Source organism: Vreelandella subterranea (assembly GCF_900111305.1).
Lineage (GTDB): Bacteria > Pseudomonadota > Gammaproteobacteria > Pseudomonadales > Halomonadaceae > Vreelandella > Vreelandella subterranea.
In genome coordinates this window covers 236,255-254,674 of sequence record NZ_FOGS01000004.1, presented here as the reverse complement: position 1 = coordinate 254,674, position 18,420 = coordinate 236,255, and the positions used below count along the sequence as shown (strand labels likewise).

The 18,420-nt window shown below is 57.8% G+C and carries 16 protein-coding genes; 10 read left to right on the top strand and 6 right to left on the bottom strand.

The window, feature by feature from the left end; translation table 11 throughout:
• Window positions 1-56 precede the first annotated feature (56 nt).
• Together BMX75_RS08135 and BMX75_RS08130 are read left to right on the top strand one after the other, a co-directional pair.
• Entirely contained in the window at window positions 57-1,067 is a 1,011-nt protein-coding gene (locus BMX75_RS08135; RefSeq protein WP_092826952.1) for an amidoligase family protein, read from the top strand.
• A gap of 78 nt (window positions 1,068-1,145) precedes the next feature.
• On the top strand, window positions 1,146-1,829 hold the full coding sequence (locus BMX75_RS08130) for a gamma-glutamyl-gamma-aminobutyrate hydrolase family protein (RefSeq protein WP_092826950.1): 684 nt from the start codon (window positions 1,146-1,148) through the stop codon (window positions 1,827-1,829).
• On the opposite strand, the gene tpx is transcribed toward BMX75_RS08130, so the two are convergent.
• Window positions 1,819-2,322, bottom strand: a complete 504-nt coding sequence (gene tpx / locus BMX75_RS08125) for a thiol peroxidase (protein ID WP_092826949.1) — start codon at window positions 2,320-2,322, stop codon at window positions 1,819-1,821. The genes BMX75_RS08130 and tpx overlap by 11 nt on opposite strands.
• Before the next feature lie 99 nt (window positions 2,323-2,421).
• Here tpx and BMX75_RS08120 point away from each other — a divergent pair, with 99 nt between their 5' ends.
• Window positions 2,422-3,138 carry a glutamine amidotransferase gene (locus BMX75_RS08120; RefSeq protein ID WP_092826947.1) on the top strand — a complete coding sequence of 239 codons (717 nt, stop codon included), beginning with the start codon at window positions 2,422-2,424 and terminating at the stop codon, window positions 3,136-3,138.
• On the opposite strand, the gene nfi is transcribed toward BMX75_RS08120, so the two are convergent.
• Both nfi and BMX75_RS08110 read right to left on the bottom strand, forming a co-directional pair.
• On the bottom strand, window positions 3,139-3,831 hold the full coding sequence (nfi, locus tag BMX75_RS08115) for a deoxyribonuclease V (protein WP_092826944.1): 693 nt from the start codon (window positions 3,829-3,831) through the stop codon (window positions 3,139-3,141). It lies immediately after the preceding gene.
• Window positions 3,832-3,951: 120 nt separating this feature from the next.
• Window positions 3,952-5,664, bottom strand: a complete 1,713-nt coding sequence (locus BMX75_RS08110; protein ID WP_092826942.1) for a DEAD/DEAH box helicase — start codon at window positions 5,662-5,664, stop codon at window positions 3,952-3,954.
• Window positions 5,665-6,192: 528 nt separating this feature from the next.
• On the opposite strand from BMX75_RS08110, the gene BMX75_RS08100 reads away from it, so the two are divergent.
• A complete protein-coding gene (locus tag BMX75_RS08100) occupies window positions 6,193-6,690 on the top strand; it encodes a PRC-barrel domain-containing protein (RefSeq protein WP_092826940.1) in 498 nt (165 codons plus the stop codon).
• Between the two features lie 102 nt (window positions 6,691-6,792).
• Here BMX75_RS08100 and BMX75_RS08095 read toward each other — a convergent pair whose 3' ends face one another.
• Entirely contained in the window at window positions 6,793-7,788 is a 996-nt protein-coding gene (locus BMX75_RS08095; protein ID WP_092826938.1) for a glutathione S-transferase family protein, read from the bottom strand.
• 76 nt (window positions 7,789-7,864) lie between these two features.
• Window positions 7,865-8,779 carry a LysR family transcriptional regulator gene (locus tag BMX75_RS08090; RefSeq protein WP_066316904.1) on the bottom strand — a complete coding sequence of 305 codons (915 nt, stop codon included), beginning with the start codon at window positions 8,777-8,779 and terminating at the stop codon, window positions 7,865-7,867.
• Window positions 8,780-9,279: 500 nt separating this feature from the next.
• Between BMX75_RS08090 and BMX75_RS08085 the strand changes: the two genes are divergently transcribed.
• Window positions 9,280-11,001: a peptidoglycan DD-metalloendopeptidase family protein gene (locus tag BMX75_RS08085; RefSeq protein WP_092826936.1), complete on the top strand. Its 1,722-nt coding sequence runs from the start codon at window positions 9,280-9,282 to the stop codon at window positions 10,999-11,001.
• Window positions 11,002-11,088: 87 nt separating this feature from the next.
• Here BMX75_RS08085 and BMX75_RS08080 read toward each other — a convergent pair whose 3' ends face one another.
• Window positions 11,089-12,726, bottom strand: coding sequence for a L,D-transpeptidase family protein (locus tag BMX75_RS08080; protein ID WP_092826934.1), 1,638 nt, complete (start codon window positions 12,724-12,726; stop codon window positions 11,089-11,091).
• Window positions 12,727-12,852: 126 nt separating this feature from the next.
• On the opposite strand from BMX75_RS08080, the gene BMX75_RS08075 reads away from it, so the two are divergent.
• The 5 genes from BMX75_RS08075 (at window position 12,853) to BMX75_RS08055 (ending at window position 18,415) form a co-directional block, all read left to right on the top strand.
• Window positions 12,853-13,575, top strand: coding sequence for a murein L,D-transpeptidase catalytic domain family protein (locus tag BMX75_RS08075; RefSeq protein ID WP_092826932.1), 723 nt, complete (start codon window positions 12,853-12,855; stop codon window positions 13,573-13,575).
• 26 nt (window positions 13,576-13,601) lie between these two features.
• Window positions 13,602-14,648: a patatin-like phospholipase family protein gene (locus BMX75_RS08070; protein ID WP_092826930.1), complete on the top strand. Its 1,047-nt coding sequence runs from the start codon at window positions 13,602-13,604 to the stop codon at window positions 14,646-14,648.
• Between the two features lie 298 nt (window positions 14,649-14,946).
• Window positions 14,947-16,299, top strand: coding sequence for a NarK family nitrate/nitrite MFS transporter (locus BMX75_RS08065; RefSeq protein WP_092826928.1), 1,353 nt, complete (start codon window positions 14,947-14,949; stop codon window positions 16,297-16,299).
• Window positions 16,300-16,366: 67 nt separating this feature from the next.
• Window positions 16,367-17,629 carry a nitrate regulatory protein gene (locus BMX75_RS08060; protein ID WP_092826926.1) on the top strand — a complete coding sequence of 421 codons (1,263 nt, stop codon included), beginning with the start codon at window positions 16,367-16,369 and terminating at the stop codon, window positions 17,627-17,629.
• 99 nt (window positions 17,630-17,728) lie between these two features.
• Window positions 17,729-18,415 (top strand): SDR family oxidoreductase, encoded by a 687-nt coding sequence (locus tag BMX75_RS08055; RefSeq protein WP_092826924.1) that lies wholly within the window; start codon window positions 17,729-17,731, stop codon window positions 18,413-18,415.
• The last annotated feature ends 5 nt before the right edge of the window (window positions 18,416-18,420 follow it).

Genomic DNA, 18,420 nt, shown 5'->3' with positions numbered 1-18,420 from the left:
CGTGCGTGACTATGATAGGCTGAGCCCACAAATCGTTCACCTCACAGGATGCCGAGATGACGTTAGAAGCGCCACCTAATGGCTGGAACGCAAAGGGCGAAACCCGCAAGGTCGGTGTCGAAATCGAGTTCGCCGGCTTGCCCCCACGTGACACAGCCCTGATTGTGTGCGAACTGTTTGGTGGTGAGCTTAACGTGGTCAGCCCCCACCGACTACTGGTCGAGGGCACCCGCTGGGGCGAGTTTGGTATTGAACTGGATACCCAATATGCGCATCCTGACCGGGCGCTATTGGAGGAACACCACGAGCTGGACAGCGAGTGGTCGCGCCAGCACCACCAACACCGCCTGGAGTTCCACCGCAAGACCCGCGAGCTGATTGGCGATATGGTCACGGGTCTGGTACCTACAGAGATCGTGTGCCCGCCGGTGCCCTGGAACGAACTCGACGAGCTCGATACGCTGTTCGAAGCGTTGCGGACCCATGGGGCAAAAGGCACGGATGCCAGCTTACTTTACGGTTTCGGGTTACACCTCAACCCTGAAGTGGAGCGCGAAGATGTGGATTACCTGCTGTCGATGCTACGCGCCTACCTGCTCCTGGCAAGCTGGTTGCGCAGCGAGATCAAGGTGGACATCACCCGCGAAGTGCTGCCTCACGCCAACCCCTTCCCCAAAGAGTATGCGCTCAAGGTATTAAACCGTCAGTACACGCCGGATATCGACACCCTGATTGATGACTACCTGACCTACAACCCCACCCGCAACCGGGAACTGGATTTACTGCCCCTGTTTGCTTATCTTCGCCCTGACCACCCGCACAAGCTGTTGCATGGTGAGTTGACCCAACCACGGCCTACGTTTCATTACCGCCTACCTAATGCGCAGCTTTCGGAGCCCCATTGGGGAGGCGTCACCGAATGGAACCGCTGGGTCGCCGTGGAACGCTTGGCAGCCTCCAAGGAGACCCTTGCCGCACGCTGTGATCACTATATCGCCCAGCATAACCGGCCATTGATCACTCGCCTGGCAAGCCGCGCCAAGCGCTGGTGGGGTGAGCGCTTCTGACGAGGCGTTGATCGCCTCATCGTTGCGATATGCCCGTTACCGTCTATTCATTCACATTTTGACCAAGAGTGCCCTTGCATGGCCCGCCCGTTAATTGGCATTACCACTTCCGATGCAAAAAGCCAGCTTGCCTGGTGTTTCGACTGGTTTGCGGTCTGGCGCCACGGCGGCCGACCGCTGCGTTTATCACCGGCAAGACCTATGCCCGACGATCTGGATGGGCTCATCATCGGCGGTGGCGATGATATTCAGACGTCCCTGTATGGCGGGGAGGTGCAGTTAGGCGTGCGCCTGGACCCGGCCCGGGATGAGCTGGAGCTCAAGCTGCTGGAACATTTTATCCCGCGGGATACCCCCGTACTGGGAATCTGCCGGGGTGCCCAACTGATCAACGTCCACCTGGGCGGTACCCTGGACCCGGATATTTATACCACCCATGAGGGCATCAAGCGGCGCCGCACGGTGCTCCCGCGCAAGACCGTCGATATCGTCGGGGCCAGCAAGCTCCACCGCCTGCTCGGCGTGACCTGGTGCCGCGTTAATAGCCTGCACCATCAAGCCGTCAACCGGGCTGGCAAGGGAATCGACATTGTCGCCCGCGACCGCGACGGTCTGGTCCAGGGCATTGAGTCCCGGGACCACGATTTTCTGCTGGGCGTGCAATGGCATCCCGAATGGCTGGTATTCAACCGCCCCCAACAGCGCTTGATTCGCGCACTGGTGGCGGCGGCAGAGCGTCATCGAACCGCCATCAGGGGTTAAGGGCGGCGAGTGCCGCGTCGTAGTCCGGCTGGTTTTTCAACTCACTGACCAGCTCGCTGTGCAGCACCCGATTATCGGCGTCCAGCACCACGACGGCGCGGGCGCATAGCCCTTCCATGGCACTGTTGCACAACGCCACGCCCCAGGCTTCCTGAAATTCGCGATGGCGGAAGGTGGACAGTGTTTCGACATCGTCCAGCCCCTCCGCGCCACAAAACCGCTTGGCCGCGAAGGGTAAATCGGCCGACACCACCAACACCACGGTATTGTCCAGTTGGGACGCCAGCTCGTTAAACTGCCGGGTCGACATCGCGCAAGTCGGCGTATCGACGCTGGGAATAATATTGAGCACTTTGCGTTTGCCTTGATACGTATCAAGGGTGACATCCTGAAGCTCACTGTTGGTGAGCGTCATGGCAGGCGCCACTTCTCCTGGGGCTGGCAAACGACCGGCGACATCCATCGGTTCACCGGCACGGGTAATCTGTTGCATATCAGGCTCCTGAACATAGTATGGGATGCCTATACTGCATCCTAAAAGGGAATTATCCTAGCTGGGTTTGTCATACACCGCGTCAAGACGAGAGCCATCATGCCTTCTTTAGTGATTATCAAAACCGGTGATGCCTTCCCGGAAGTGGTCGAACAGCACGGTGATTTCGAGCAGCTTTTTATCCAGCAGCTGCGCGAGGCGCTACCTGACGGCATGACGTTAAGCGTGTGGGATGCGCGGGAGAGCACACCAACGGCCTCACCCGCCTCATTGGCTGGCGTGGTTATCACCGGTTCGCACAGCATGGTGAGTGAAGCGCCGCCATGGAGTGAGGCGCTCAAGCCCTGGCTCAAGCAGGCGCTGGCCGACGACGTGCCAATGCTCGGCGTATGTTACGGGCACCAGCTCATGGCCGCGGCCTTTGACGGCGTCAGCGATTACCACCCCGCCGGTCGGGAATCGGGCACGCATCGGGTACGGCTTACCCAGGCCGGCCAGCAGGACCCCCTCTTCAGCCAGTTGCCCGTGTCCTTCCCGGCGCATCTCACCCATGCGCAATCGGTCATGCAACTACCCCACAAAGCCACGGTGCTTGCGCATAACAGCCACGATGCCCATCAGGCACTGCGCTATGGACCACGCCAATGGAGCGTGCAGTTTCACCCCGAATTCACTGCACCGGTGATGCGGGCGTATCTTGAGCGTCAGCGGGCAGCGCTGCGCGATCAGGGCGAAGACCCCGACGCCCTGATCAGTGGGGTTCACGACACGCCAGAGGCATCCGGTCTGCTGCGCCGCTTCCTGGCGTTTGTGTAATCAACCACGTCTTTGATCCCGCCGCGAGGCTAGCCGGTCTGCCAGACGGGTGGGCTCTGGCAGTTTGGTCGCCCCCAGGCAGCGCAGCACCCATTGCAACGACGTGTCCAGTGACAGGCGGTGGCCAGGCGATACAAACACCGGTTTCACCCTGGTTCTGGAGCGCAACACGGCGCCAATCACCTCGCCGCCGCGGGCAGTGAGCGGCACCCAATCGCCACGCTGCTCGCCCACCTCGGCATGGCGGCCCGTCAGCCGGGATTTGGCAATGCCAATGGTGGGTGTGTCCAGCCACAACCCCAGGTGAGCAGCCACCCCCAGTCTCCGTGGATGGGCGACGCCCTGTCCGTCCACCATCACCAGTTCGGGTTGAACAGTCAGCTTTGCGAAGGCGCCCAGCGCAGCAGGAATTTCTCGAAACGACAGCAGCCCGGGGATATAGGGCATGCGCGTGGGCTCGCGGTGAACCACTTGCTCTATCACGCTTAAGTCAGGCGCAGTATCAGGGTCCCATTTGAGCACCACCACCGCTGCCCGGGTTGTTGCGCCGCCATCCTCAAAGCCGATATCCACCCCGGCAAGGTGGCGCACCGGGTCGAGTCGGTCACTCAGCTCGAGCCGCTTTGCCAACTCCGTCTGCAGCGCCATCGCGTCCCTGGGCGCAAGGTTCCATTCGTGTAGCGGTGTTGACATGGCTTCATCCTTGAGCGGTTAAATGATGAACACGGTAGCAAAAAAAACGCCCCCGCACCTGGGAAGGCACGGGGGCGTCGGGATATCACCAGTGACCGCTAAGCGGCAACTGATGGCACCTTAGGCGCGTTCGCGGCGACGGACCGGCGCATCGCCTTCATCACGGCGGCGGCGCGGGGCACGCTCTGGGGCGCTGTCTTCGCTGATTTCCAGCGGACGGCCGGAGACACGGGCACGGGCCATTTTCGTCAGGATGGTGGACGGCAGACCGCTGGGCAGTTCAACCACCGAGAAGGCATTGCGGATATCGATACGCCCGATGCGTGCGCCTTCGATACCGCCTTCGTTCGCCAGCGCACCGACCAGTTGACCGGGCTTGACGCCGTCTTTATGGCCGACAGAAACGCGGTAGCGGGTCATGCCTTCGCTGGGCGTGCTTGAACGCTCACGGCGAGCACCCGGTTTGCCGCCAGACGCGCCATCACGCGAGGGCTTCTCTTTGCGCGGTGCCTGCAAACGACCAATCGGCGCTTCATCAGCGCGGGCCATGGCAGAGAATGCACAGGCCAGCTCGATCGGGTCATGACCTTCTTCGACCAGACGCTCGATCAGCGCACGCTGTTCTTCTGCCCCTTTGGTCAACGAGGCAATGACGCGCTGGTGGAATACTTCATCCCGGTGAGCACGGATAGCAGATTCGTCAGGTAGCGGCATTTCGGTCATTTTCTGACCGGTTGCCTGCTCCATCCAGCCCACTTTGCGACCTTCGCGGAAACCGGCAAAGGTAATCGCGATACCGCTACGCCCGGCACGGCCAGTACGACCGATACGGTGCGTATAAGCTTCTGCATCCTGGGGCAGATCGTAGTTGATGACGTGGGTGATCCGCGATACGTCAAGACCACGGGCAGCCACATCGGTGGCGATCAGGACGTCGACCTTGCCACGCTTCAAACGGGTGATGGTGCGCTCACGCAGACTCTGGTCTAGGTCACCTGACAGGCCAGCGGCGTTAACGCCACGCGCCGTCAACTGCTCAACCAGCGTGGTACAAGCGGCACGGGTACGCACGAAGACAATGGCGCCATCGACCGGCTCGACTTCAAGAATGCGCGACAGCGCTTCAAGCTTGGCGCCGCCATCAACACGCACGATGCGCTGTTCGATGTTTTCGCCGGTCGTGGTGCCCGACTCGATCGCGACTTTAACCGGGTTAACCAGGTAACGGTTAACGATGCGCTCGATTTCAGTGGGCAGTGTTGCCGAGAAGAACACACGCTGCGCATCTTTCGGGGTATCGGCAACCACGCGCTTTACGTCGTCGATAAAGCCCATTCGCAGCATTTCGTCCGCCTCGTCCAGCACGAGCGAAGTCAGGCCGTCGAGTTTCAGACTGCCGCGGTCGAGATGGTCGATAATCCGGCCAGGGGTGCCGACAATGACCTGGGCGCCGCGCTTCAGCGCGCCGAGTTGTTCACGGTACTCTTGACCACCACACAGGGTAGCCACTTCAAGACCTTTAAGGTTTTGACCGTATTTACTGAACGAGACCGCCACCTGCTGAGCAAGCTCGCGAGTTGGTGCCATGACCAGCACCTGAGGCTCACGACGCGTCAGTTCCAGACGCGATAACAATGGCAATGCGAACGCCGCGGTTTTACCGGTACCGGTTTGCGCCTGGCCCAGCATATCCCGGCCTTCGAGCAACGCAGGGATGGTCTGCGCCTGAATGGGAGAGGGGGTTTCATAGCCCTGAGATTCAACAGCAGTCAGAACGGCAGGCAATAAAGCAAGATCGCCGAAGCTCGGCGAAGCGACAGAAGTCGAGGTCATTAATCACACCTTGGTAGGCCGGTTGTTCCGGCAAAAAACATCGTAAGCGTCTCTGACTCGTTAATGATGCGCACGTCAAGGCAGCATCAAAGAACATGGCTCCGCATAGCGGATATCGTCATCGGTGGAGTCGGAGACGCCGGTCGCACCCAGCATCCGGATTGACAGCTTGATAGCGGCTCAATCCGCCGTGGCGACCTTGTTGCGCCGATTTCACCCGTTTGGTGAAATACTGGAGGCGCGCCATCTTCACAGCAGTCAACATCTGGCCTGAGCGAGATGTTCCAGCAAACGTTGCTTTGTAGGGAGCGTATCGAAAACGGCTCATGGCTACACAGGCAAACGCTTATCGTCTTGATGGTGGGGTCAGCACATGCGAGGAGTGCGCATCCTAACACCGCCGCGAGTACCTGACCAGCCATTTCAGCGTTTTTTTCGTTCGCCTCCTCCTTGCACCATGTCACATTTCGTCTAGCCTGATGGGTGCATTAATTGGATATCCATATTTTAGCCACAGGGAAAGATGCTATGCGTAAGTCAATGATTACCACTGCCGTAAGTGCAGTCCTACTTAGCGGAGCCGCTTTCAATGCCAACGCTGCGACAGACGCGCCTCAAGGCATGTATTCCGCCGACGAGATCATGGGGGCCGATGTTTATCTCGAGGGCGATATCAACGAAGAAATCGGCGATGTGGACGACATTCTGCTGAACGAAGAGATGCAGGTCAGTGCTCTGGTCGTCGAAAGCGGCTCTGTCCTTGGTCTGGGCGGTCGAGAAATCGTCGTCGACACCGACTACTTCAGCCTGGAAACCGATACTGACGGTGACGATACTGAGCATCGCGTTCTCATCAGCGCCTCGGAAGAGGAAGTAAAATCTTTCCCCACCTATGACCGCGACTGGTGGGAGCAGACCAAGGCAAATGCACGCGATGCCTGGCAAAGCACCGAAGAGGGTGTCCAAAGCGCCTGGCAAACAACCCGCGAGGCCATTGATCCTGACGAAGAAATCAACGAAGAATAAATGTCAGACTGATCGCGCAGGTTCCTTTCGCGGAGCGAATTCCCTTTGCGAAACAGTCCAGAAAGCCACCGCCAGGTGGCTTTCTGGTTTCCGGGCGCCTGATCAGGCCTTGCGGCGTATTCCCTTCCCGGACAAGCGTTCGCGATCATGCGGACGATCAAAGTCCAGCGCCGGCCCCACCGGAACGATGCGCGTGGGATTGATGGTGTCGTGACTGTAATAATAGTGGCGTTTGATGTGGTCCATGTTGACCGTCTCCGCCACTCCCGGCCACTGATAAATCTCGCGCACGTAGTTGGAGAGATTGGGGAAGTCCTCAATACGCTTCACGTTGCACTTGAAATGGCCATAATACACCGCATCGAAGCGAATCAAGGTGGTAAACAGGCGAATATCCGCCTCGGTCAACCACTCACCTGCCAGGTAACGATGTTGCCCCAAGCGCTTTTCCATACGTTCCAGGGCATCGAACAGTGCCTTGACGTGTTTTTCGTAAACGTGCTGCTCGGTGGCAAAACCTGACTTGTAAACGCCATTATTGATGTGGTCATAAACGTCGGCATTGACCTCGTCAATCACGTCGCGCAAGTCATCGGGGTAGAAATCCAGATCGTTGCCGGTCAGCTCATCAAAGGCGTCATTGAGTATACGCACCAGATCAGCCGATTCATTATTGACGATCGCGTTACGCTGCTTGTCCCACAGCACGGGAACGGTGACACGCCCTGTATAGTGGGGATCAGTCATTGTATAAAGCTGGCGATGAAACTCGACCCCATTGACAGGATCGCCGCTGGCACCTTCGTCTTGATGGTACGTCCATCCCTGGTCAAGCATTAACGGGCTGACGTGGGACGTCCCGATAACCGACTCGAGCCCCTTGAGGGCTCGCATGATCAGCGTGCGGTGCGCCCAGGGGCAGGCCAGCGATACATATAGATGGTAACGGTTCGTTTCAGCCGGGTAGCTGCTACCCTCGACTCCAGGATGATCCCCTACCCAGTCGCGTAGCTGGGCCGATTCTCGGACGAACTCGCCCCCGTGTTTCTTGGTGTCGTACCACTGGTCGTGCCATTTGCCGTCAATCAGCAGCCCCATGGTGTATCTCCTCAAAGCGATTAGCGTTGATTCAGCATACGCCTGGGAACACTCGACTCAAGCGGATGTTTTAGCGCTATTCATTCGATGCAATCGAATCCTCGGGAGCACACTCACTCACCGCCTGACGCAGCGCTGCAGCCATCGCATGAGCCGCCGGCCCTGCCCTGTCCTGATCGCGAAAAATCAATTGGATAGGAACTTCTCTAATACTGCCCGCTGCCAGTGGCAATGGTTTGAGCTGTCCATCACGGAGCTCTTGTTCAATGCGCGTTTCCGGCATCCAGGCAAAGCCGAGACCACGCTTGAGCATATCCAGCGAGGTGTTCAGATGGCTCACCGTCCAGCGCTGCTCGGCTTTCAACCAGCCCGCGTTAGTCGATTGGCGAAGTGCGGAATCCCGCACTACCAGCTGACGGTGCTGGGCAAGGTCGCGCAGATCCAGCGACCTCCCCAACCGATGCAGCGCATGGGTGGGGTGGGCAACGGCGACAAACTTCACCATGACCAGCGGCTCCCCTAGAAACCCTTGCGCCTCGATACCCGATATCACCAGGTCCGCGCGGCCATCGTATAGCATTTCAATGCCGCCATTTAAGACGCTTTCAAACAGCTGTACCCGCACCTGGGGATAGGCTTCAGAAAAACGCTCCAGCGCTTTCGCCTGGGCTGCCGCGGGAAACACCTGATCGATGGCGAGCACGACCTCTGCCTCCAGTCCGGCGGCCAACCGGGAGGCTACGTCTTCCAGCGACTCGGAGCTTTCAATCAGCTGACGCGCCCGCCTCAGAAGTAACTCGCCAGCCTCTGTCAGGCGAACCTGGCGCCCTATCGGCTCAAGCACCTGAACCCCTAGCTGTTCTTCCAGTTTGTGTACCGCGTGGTTTAGCGTTGAGGGACTTTTATGCACGGCCTCGGCGGCCCGAGCAAACCCCCCATGGTCAACCACGGCGGCTAACATCTGCCACTGTGCAAGTGTTACCCGAGACATTTCGATTTCCCCGACGCAAAACAGCGAAACAATCGCCAAGCTTTCGATAAAACCATAGTGCCAGCTTATGGCCCGGATTACCGTAACCTGAACTAACTATTCTGCAAGACGTTTATCTGAAGGACGTGCCCTGACGGCGACCTCGAGTCGTTATCAGGGCCACTTATGAGAAGCGTTTTCGTACTAATTTATTAGACACTACTTACATTGATGTTTTCCATGAACAGAAATAGGCCTATGCTTCTTTAGCTAAGCGCATGGAAGTTCGAAACTTTTTCAACCTGTACAGCCTATGACAAGGATGTTTGGTGCCAACCATTACATTTTTTAGCAAACGGCGTTCGAAAATAGCTGGTTATGCGATATTCTTGCGCATTTGAGCGTAAGTCCATTTTATGTATGCATATACAGTCTAGGAACCCTTGCTATCATGGGTTAAGGTTCGTGGGTTTATTCACTTTTGTTACTTTAAAATCACGAACTCGGCGGTCCATTTACCCATGTTGCGAATCCTTCATTCGCTGCCCCGCACGCATAAATTGTTATTGTTACCGGTAGCCACCATGGTTACGGTGCTGGGCACACAAAAATTGTTAACGACCTACAACGAACTGAATCAACCCGACGCTCCAATGGAGAGCGTCCTGGTCCCTCTTCCAAGCGATTCCACCCCGGGTGTTCCCACTCTGCATAACGAACGCACCCCTGTGGCCGATGCCATTGACCGCGCCTCCCGTGCGCTTGATGCGACTCGCGAGAACATTCCGCTGAGCGACCTGAAAGCAACCGAAATTGTCGACCTGGGCGTTATTGAAGACGCGGAAGCCAATATCGACCTTCAAACGGCAAGTGAACTAACGCCTACATCCACCGTGCTCAGTGACATGAGCCCGGCAAATGCATCCACCCTAAACGATGGCGCATTGCACATGGCCATTGTGGTCGGCACATTGACCAGCGGCATGCTGGATGTTGATGACATGTCATCCACCCAGATTGCCGACGCCACCTCCTACGAGGACGATGCCACCTCTTATGAAGACTACGGCGCCGAGTTGTTCGGAGATGTGTCTTTCCTTGATCTGGAGCTTGCTGCAGAAGAGTCGTTTGTACCCCAGTGGGAAACTCATATCGTTGAACCGGGTGAAACCTTTGCCGTTCTGGCCCAAAACCAGTTGGGGCTGGGATACAGCGAAGTTCTCACGCTACTCGACGATGTACCCGACCCCAAAATGCTGACCCACTGGCGTGCAGGCCACAGTTTCGACTATCAGCTAGATGAAGAGGGTCGCCTGCTGTCGCTGCGCATGATGAAAAATACCCGTGAAGGGGTTCTGGTCGAGCGCCAGGAAGATCAGTACGCCATCACCGGCATTGAGCGCAAAGGTGAGCCGGTTCAGCGCCTTTATGCCGGTACCGTCAGCGGTAGCTTTGCCCGCTCGGCCCAGTCGACAGGCCTTAATAGTGGCGACGTCACCGAATTGACCCAATTGCTTCAGAAAAAACTCGACTTCCGCCGCGACAGCCGTCGTGGCGATCGTTTTCAGGTGCTCGTCGAATCCGACATGATTGAGGGCGAAACGCTCGACTCGCGCGTGCTGGCGGTTAAATACCAGGGCGAACGCATGAACTTGACCGTCGTGCGCAATGCGACCGACGATAAATTTTATACGCCGGAAGGTGCGAGCCTGGATCCTGCCTTTGCACGCCGTCCCTTTGAAGGCAACTACCGCCTGAGTTCAGGCTTCAACCCGCAGCGCAAGCACCCCGTCACCGGGCGCATCAGTCCGCATAACGGTACCGATTTTGCCATGCCGATTGGTACACCCATCACGGCACCCGCCGATGGGCGCGTCGAGAAGGTTGCCAACCATTACGCCGCCGGACGCTATATCGTCGTTCGTCACGACAACGGCTACCGCACCCGTTATTTGCATTTATCAAAACCGCTGGTCAGCCAGGGTGAGCGGATTGAAATGGGCGAGCGCATTGCGCTATCGGGCAACACTGGCCGCAGCACTGGCCCGCATCTGCATTATGAAGTCATCGTCAACAATTCACCGGTCAACGCGATGACCGTTGATCTGCCCGAAAACACCAGCCTGGATGGCGATACCCTCATCGCGTTTCAGCGCCAGGCCGAACCCATGCTGGCGGCGCTTGATAGCGGTGAGACCGGCACAATCAGCTTGGTCGGCAACACATCGGAAGATGACGAATAATCCACGGCTTCAGCAAAAAAAAGCGCCACACCCGTGGCGCTTTTTTTTTGCTGCCCAAGCAATTGAAAAACTGAAGGCCTATGTCGATTACCCAGAGAGTCGCGCGGCTTGACTGAGAGCCGACTCCACGGCTGCGTCGTGACCGTATATGTCCGGCCGAAACTCGACCTCACCCTCAGCATTCGGCCAGGCCGTCAAATAATGCAGCGCAATGGGCACGCGACGCGGCAAGCTGAGCTGCCGATCACTTTGACTACTGGCCACCAAGCTCGCCACCTGTGCCGTACTGCCGGTATCCTCTAACAGCAACTGGGCAAACTGGGTGACACCTTCCACTCTTACGCAGCCTGAGCTCAGTGCGCGCTGGTGCCGCTGAAACAGTCCCTGAGCCGGCGTGTCGTGCAGATAGATCATATGGTCATTGGGAAAGCGCACGACGATACTGCCCAGTGGATTCGCGCTACCTGCCACCTGGCGCAACATGACACTGCCGGGTCGTTGCCAGTCAACCTCCTCGGCATTTACCGGGTTACCGTCAAAATCAACCACCTGAATATTCTCCTCGGCTAGATAGCCCACATCCTCACGAACACGCGGCAGTACATCCTCACGCATGATAGTCGGCGGGATGGTCCAGCTTGGATTCAACGTTAGATGGGTAATCGCCGATTGAATCACCGGCGTTGCACGTTGGGGCGAGCCCACGACAATACGGGTCTGCCAATGCGCACCGCCTGGCCGCGTGTAATGCAACCGATAGCCGGCCAGGTCAACCCATACACTCGGCCCATCATCCGGCTGAGATCCCATCCACCGCGCACGCTCAAGATTCACCCTGAGCTGTTCGACCCGCGAGGACAGGGGAACATTAAGCGCTCGGCGGGTTTGCTCGCCCACCACGCCATCTTCCTGAAGCAGGTGGCGCCGTTGGAAGCGTTTGACGGCCGCCGCAAGCTGAGCGTCGAACTGTCTTTGATCAGGGGCATCGGCGTCTACCTGCGGATAAGCCTGCGGGTTAGCCGCCAGCAGGTGCGGCTCCCCCCAGCGGGTCAATCGATGCCGCAGAGTCAGCACATCATCATGTTGGTCGCCAGGTCGCAACGATTCTTCACGACGGTCGAGGTAAGGCGCATTCGCCTGCAATGACCGCGTTTGGAAATCAATAAACGCCGCCCTTAATCGACGGTACGCCGAGGAGTCCGGGCGTGCCTGGTCAAGCGCCGCCACAATATCCAATCGATCAACGGCCTCGGCCACTGCCCTCATCGAGTAGCCTCGCGACGGCCGCTCAGCATCCCATTGAGCACTCAACTGGCGAGGGTTGACCTGGCCACGATTCAAATGATCAAGGGCTTGCAACAGCGCCTGGCTCGCCTGCAACTCAAACGCTACCTGGGCGGACTCCCCGCCTGCCTGGCTGCGCTCAAACGCCGCCATGAGCGATGCTACTGCATAGTTCTCGGGGTTGATGCCGTCCTGCTCAAGCTCATTGAGCCCTGCCACAAGCGCTGCCACACTGTCGGCGGTCGTCCATACTGGCTGGTAATTGCGGTATTGATAGAAGCTGTCGATAGGCAAACGCTGCTCGCTCGCCGCCAAACGCACTTCCAGCGCCTCGCTTATTGGTGTCGCGTTGTCTGCACCCGCCGCGCTACCCGCCACACCCACGCTCAGGCAAAGCGCCATGCCTACCACCCACCGCCTTAATGGCTGCCGCTCGTTCATTGCCCTCTCCTTGCGTTACTATGGCGTTCCCAATAGTGTGTCGTACTTAGCTATTATCATAGCGTGGTTGTCATCATAGCGTGTTGGTGACTACCTAATCGCTTTCCACTTCCAGGATGGACTTACATGGTGCCATTTTTTTCGCTTCGTACCTGGCTTATTTGGCTGCCCGCCACGTTAGTGTCACTTCCCGTCCATGCTTCCAGTTTTTTTAGTCAACTCGATAGTGAACCGCCGAATGGCGTTCTGCCGTTAAATCATCAACTGCTTCAGCTCGCACCAGGCGCCAGCCCGGATGCGCTTCGCCTCGCCGCGCAGGCGCTCAGTTGCCGCGACCCTCACGCCGAGCGCTTGGCGGTGATTGATTACTCGCTGCCGTCAACTGAGCCACGGCTCTGGGTGTTCGATCTGGCCCGGCATGAACTGATGTTCCAAGAGCTGGTCTCCCACGGTCAAGGCTCAGGGGATGCCATGGCAGAGACATTTTCCAACATCCCGGACAGCCATCAATCCAGCATCGGGCTGTTTAAGACGATGAACAGTTACTACGGCCGCAATGGCTATTCACTGCGTCTGGAGGGCCTGGAGGCGAACGTTAATGACAACGCCTTTGAGCGCGCCATCGTGATCCACGGTGCCGACTACGTCAGCGAAGCCTTTATTGATCAGACGGGACGGCTGGGGCGCAGCCACGGCTGCCCGGCGGTTCGCGAAGAAATCACCTATCCCTTGATTGATAGCTTAAAGGGCGACCACTATGTGTTCGCCTACTACCCTGACCAGGAATGGGTCGCAACCTCCCAGGTGATCAACTGCCCCAACGTGCCGTCACTTGCCCAGCGTTTTTGAAGCCCCTATGCCCAGGAGGCAAACCAATGGCTCAACCTAAATCCTTAGACCTGGCATTACAGGGCGGTGGTTCTCACGGCGCCTACACCTGGGGGGTCATTGACCGTTTGCTGGCAGACTCCCGGGTCGAGATCGAGGGCATCAGCGGCACCAGTGCGGGTGCGATGAACGGCGTGGTCATGGCCGACGCGCTCACCCGCGGTGATAAAGAAACCGCCCGCGAGGCACTGCGCGACTTCTGGCAGGCCGTTAGCCGAGCGGGCATGGCAAGCCCGATCCGTCGCTCACCGCTGGACAAGCTGACCGGCAACTGGAGTCTTGAACACTCGCCCGGCTATATCGCCATGGACCTGATGAGCCGACTGGTCTCGCCCTATCAGTTCAACCCCCTCAACGTGAATCCATTGCGTGAAATTGTGGCCGAACGGATCGACTTTGATCGGGTCCGCCGCTGTGAACAGCTCAAGCTGTTCGTGACTGCCACAAACGTCCGTACAGGCAAGCAGCGGGTCTTTCGTCGCCATGAGATGAGCCTGGATGCGGTCATGGCCTCCGCTTGCCTGCCGTTTGTGTTCCAGGCCGTCGAGATTGATGGGGAAGCCTACTGGGATGGCGGCTACATGGGTAATCCGGCGCTATTCCCGCTGATGGAAGAATGTAGCGCACGCGATATTCTGCTCGTTCAGATCAACCCCATTCGACGCGACACCTTACCCACCACGGCGTCGGCCATCATGAACCGGCTTAACGAAATCACCTTCAATTCAGCGCTGATCAAAGAAGTACGCATGATCGCCATGCTTAAACAGGTGCTTGACGCCCAGGGGATCGAGAACTGCTACCAGCAGGCGTTGTTCCATCGCATCAGTGGTGAAGGCGCGTTACTACCCCTGTCGGTATCCAGCAAGCTGAATGCCGAGTGGGCCTTTCTTTGCCATCTGTTCGAACAGGGCCATGCCGCTGCCGACCGCTGGCTGGAAGACAACATCGACGCGCTCGGCGAACGCTCCACGCTGGATATCGACGACGTCTATCTGGATGAAAACGCCGTGCCTTCAGCAGCACCAAACTAGGCCAAATCCGGTGCACTGATGCCCAATAATGCAGCATTAGCGCGACCGTTATCTTCCAAGCCTGTCCCTCAGTCGTTACTCCAAAAACGATAATTCACTGATTAATATAAAAAAACACAGCCATGGCAACCACTTTGCATAATTCCAGGCAGTGGTGGTAGGCGTGGACCAGGCCCAATCGGGTACGAGTGCGTCGAACCTGACCTTCAATGAAGAAGGCATGTTCTCGTAAACCGATGACGCTGCGTGCTTCACGCGCAGGGTATTGAACTCGTAAAAGAACCCGTGAGGCCATCCCATGGATATTCGCAACAAAGCCAACCGTATTCGGTTGCTCAATTTCTCTACGCCGCAAATGCGCGCCTTCCATTTTTCGTGGTTTGCCTTCCATCTCTGTTTTTTTGGCTGGTTTGGCATTGCGCCACTCATGGCGGTGGTACGTGAAGACCTCGCCCTTACCCAGACCCAGATCGGCAACACCATCATCGCCTCGGTTGCCATCACCGTCATTGTCCGCCTGGTGATCGGTGTATTGTGCGACCGCCTGGGGCCGCGCAAGACCTATTCCGGCTTGTTGCTGTTCGGCTCCATCCCGGTAATGGGCATTGGCCTGGCCGACAGCTTTGAAACCTTCCTTCTTGCGCGCCTGGCTATCGGCGCCATCGGCGCGTCATTTGTTATCACCCAGTACCATACGTCCATCATGTTTGCGCCCAACGTCGTGGGTACCGCCAACGCCACCAGTGCAGGCTGGGGGAACCTGGGCGGTGGCACGACCCAGATCGTCATGCCACTGATCTTTGCCGGCATGCTGATGCTGGGGGTCAACGAGGCGCTGGGCTGGCGGCTAGCCATGGTCGTGCCGGGCGTTGTGCTGTTCTTCACCGGCATTGCCTATTGGCTGTTTACCCAGGACGCCCCCGACGGCAACTTTGACGAACTGCGCGCTCGCGGCGAGCTACCGCCCGCCAGCGGCGAAAACGGCGCGCTACAAAGCTTTACCGTCGCGGCAAAGGATATTCGTGTTTGGGCGCTGTTCGTCGTGTATGGAATTTGTTTTGGGGTGGAGTTGACGATCAACAACATTGCCGCCATCTACTTTTTCGACAATTTTGACCTGACGCTTGCCACCGCTGGCCTGATTGCGGGTCTGTTTGGGTTGATGAATATCTTTGCGCGTACACTGGGGGGAATATTTTCTGACCTGTTTGCCAAGCATGGCGGCTTGAAGGGACGCGTACGCTGGTTACTGGTCGCCCTCATTTGTGAAGGCATTGCCCTGATCGCTTTCTCACAGATGCATATACTGAGCCTGGCGATTGGCATCATGCTGGTGTTCAGCCTCTTTGTGCAGATGGCCGAAGGCGCTACCTACGGGGTGGTCCCCTTCATCAATAAAAAAGCCCTGGGCGCGGTAGCCGGTATTGTGGGCGCGGGCGGCAACGTAGGCGCCGTCTCCGCCGCCTTCCTGTTCCGCAGTGAAAGCCTGACCTACCAGCAAGGTCTCTTCTACCTGGGGCTAGCCGTCCTTGCCTTGGCCTCATGCGTCCTGCTGGTACGCTTCAGCGATGCGCAAGAAGCCGAAGAGGCAACCGCCTACCGAGAAGCGGTAGGCGACGATACCGGGGCGGGCGCCCTATCGCTACGCTAAACGACGCCGATTGCGCACTTTCCTGGAAGTGCGCAATCAATGGCGGTGAGCACAAAGGAAACGTCTTATGTCTTCAGCTCAACAGCTACTGTTAACCGCCAAACGCTGCGATATCGATAACCTGACCCATCTGGCGACAACGTGTGACATTGTGGGCGATATCAGCCACTTCATTCATATGCTGCAGCGTGAGCGGGGCGCGTCGACGATTTTTCTGGTTTCACAGGGCACCCGCTTTAAAGAACGCCGCGCGACTTACCGCCAGCATAGCCAGGATGCCGAAGCACTGATGCGTCGTCGCCTCGAGGCATTAAGCCAGGAAGCTCGCCCCCAGGCTGCTGCGCGTCTACTGCGTCGGATTGCAACGGTATGGGCAGCGCTGGACGAACTCAGTACGCTGCGCCACGCCATCGACACCTTTGCCATTACACCGGACGCGGCAACTCAGGCCTTCAACCAACTGACCAGCGGGCTGCTGGCGATTGTCTTTGAAGCGGCCGATACGGCTATCGACCCTGATATCACCCGCGCCCTGGTCGCCATTTTCCATTTGATGCAGGGCAAAGAACTGGCGGGGCAGGAACGCGCATGCGGCGCCTTTGGCTTTACCCAGGGGTATTTTGACGACGCCCATAGCGCATTGCTTGGCCAACTGATCAACGACCAGCAGCGCTGCTTTGATACCTTTGAGGAATTCGCTTCTCCCGAAGCACAGCAACATTGGCAGGAGGAACTCTCGCCGCGCACGCTCTCGGGCATCCATCAATTGCGCGATATTGCCCGCCAGCGAGCCGCGCATCCAGACACATCGGATTCACTGGGTGAAACCTGGTATGAACTCACCACGCTGCGCATCGACAGCATTAAAAACGTGGAAGATGCCTTCAACGCTCAGCTGACCGCCCTGTGCCATAGCAAGATTCAGCAAGCCAAGGTTGCGCTGGAAAAAGCCAAAACAGAGCCTTGCCGTAATTCCCCGGCGCCTTGCGAGCAATTGCTGGCCTTGAGCAACGGTGAACCTCTGGGCGACTTGACTGCCAATGCGCTTAATTCGCCCCTGGGCCGGTCATTGATCGAATTGACCCAGGCGCAATCAAGCCGATTGCAGGGGCTGAGCGACGAATTGGAAAATACCCGCAAAGCCCTGCGTGAACGCAAGCTGATCGAACGGGCGAAAGGCCTGATCATGGCCCACCAGGACATGACAGAAGAAGAGGCGTACCGGTTTTTGCGCACCACCTCAATGAATCAGAGCAAAAGCATGGCGGACATGGCGCAGTCGATTCTCGACCTATCCACCATCCTCAAGCGCAAAGAAGCCGGGTACTAACGCCCCCGTTTTTTCATTCGCAGGCTTACAATTTGCACAACCGCGCTCAATTAGCCATGCTAAATAGGATGTTATGGCTAATCGTATGGAGCGCATAGGATGCAAAGAAACGTATTACTGATTACCGGGGCCTCCAGTGGCATTGGGGCGGCTACCGCAAGAGCCGCTGCCCGTGAGGGCTACAAGCTGGTGTTGGCCGCCCGCTCGACCGACAAGCTCACCGCCCTTGCCCAGGAGCTAGGCCCGGAAAATGTGCTGACCTGCGAGCTGGATGTCACCCGGATGGACGAACAGCGCGCCATGGTAGACGAAGCGCTGGAAACCTTTGGCCGAATCGATGCCGTCTTTGCCAACGCCGGTTGCGGTGGTTCACCGGGCGGCTTCAGCGGCGCCGACCATGAACGTTGGCAGGAAATGATCTTGACCAACGTCTACGGTGTGGGTTTGACCCTCCAGGCATGCATACCGGCGCTCAAACGCAGTAAAGGCCATGTGCTGTTAACCGGCTCAGCCGCAGGCCGTGCAACCATTCCAGGCTCAATGTACAGCGCGACCAAGTGGGCCGTTACCGGCATCGGTTACAACCTGCGCGAAGAGCTACGCGGTACCGGCATGCGGGTAACGCTGATTGAGCCCGGCATGGTCGATACGCCGTTCTTTGACGAACCGCCCGAGCATGCGCTGGCAGACCGCGATATAGCCAATGCGGTCATTTACGCCCTATCGCAGCCTGCCCATGTCGACGTCAACGAAATTCTGATTCGCCCTACCCCGCCAATGGAATAACGTGG

Excerpts from the sequence above, each read along its gene's own strand:
- BMX75_RS08135 (WP_092826952.1), top strand. The coding sequence starts at position 57 with ATGACGTTAGAAGCGCCACCTAATGGCTGGAACGCAAAGGGCGAAACC.
- BMX75_RS08130 (WP_092826950.1), top strand. The coding sequence starts at position 1,146 with ATGGCCCGCCCGTTAATTGGCATTACCACTTCCGATGCAAAAAGCCAG.
- tpx (WP_092826949.1), bottom strand. The coding sequence starts at position 2,322 with ATGCAACAGATTACCCGTGCCGGTGAACCGATGGATGTCGCCGGTCGT.
- BMX75_RS08120 (WP_092826947.1), top strand. The coding sequence starts at position 2,422 with ATGCCTTCTTTAGTGATTATCAAAACCGGTGATGCCTTCCCGGAAGTG.
- nfi (WP_092826944.1), bottom strand. The coding sequence starts at position 3,831 with ATGTCAACACCGCTACACGAATGGAACCTTGCGCCCAGGGACGCGATG.
- BMX75_RS08110 (WP_092826942.1), bottom strand. The coding sequence starts at position 5,664 with ATGACCTCGACTTCTGTCGCTTCGCCGAGCTTCGGCGATCTTGCTTTA.
- BMX75_RS08100 (WP_092826940.1), top strand. The coding sequence starts at position 6,193 with ATGCGTAAGTCAATGATTACCACTGCCGTAAGTGCAGTCCTACTTAGC.
- BMX75_RS08095 (WP_092826938.1), bottom strand. The coding sequence starts at position 7,788 with ATGGGGCTGCTGATTGACGGCAAATGGCACGACCAGTGGTACGACACC.
- BMX75_RS08090 (WP_066316904.1), bottom strand. The coding sequence starts at position 8,779 with ATGTCTCGGGTAACACTTGCACAGTGGCAGATGTTAGCCGCCGTGGTT.
- BMX75_RS08085 (WP_092826936.1), top strand. The coding sequence starts at position 9,280 with ATGTTGCGAATCCTTCATTCGCTGCCCCGCACGCATAAATTGTTATTG.
- BMX75_RS08080 (WP_092826934.1), bottom strand. The coding sequence starts at position 12,726 with ATGAACGAGCGGCAGCCATTAAGGCGGTGGGTGGTAGGCATGGCGCTT.
- BMX75_RS08075 (WP_092826932.1), top strand. The coding sequence starts at position 12,853 with ATGGTGCCATTTTTTTCGCTTCGTACCTGGCTTATTTGGCTGCCCGCC.
- BMX75_RS08070 (WP_092826930.1), top strand. The coding sequence starts at position 13,602 with ATGGCTCAACCTAAATCCTTAGACCTGGCATTACAGGGCGGTGGTTCT.
- BMX75_RS08065 (WP_092826928.1), top strand. The coding sequence starts at position 14,947 with ATGGATATTCGCAACAAAGCCAACCGTATTCGGTTGCTCAATTTCTCT.
- BMX75_RS08060 (WP_092826926.1), top strand. The coding sequence starts at position 16,367 with ATGTCTTCAGCTCAACAGCTACTGTTAACCGCCAAACGCTGCGATATC.
- BMX75_RS08055 (WP_092826924.1), top strand. The coding sequence starts at position 17,729 with ATGCAAAGAAACGTATTACTGATTACCGGGGCCTCCAGTGGCATTGGG.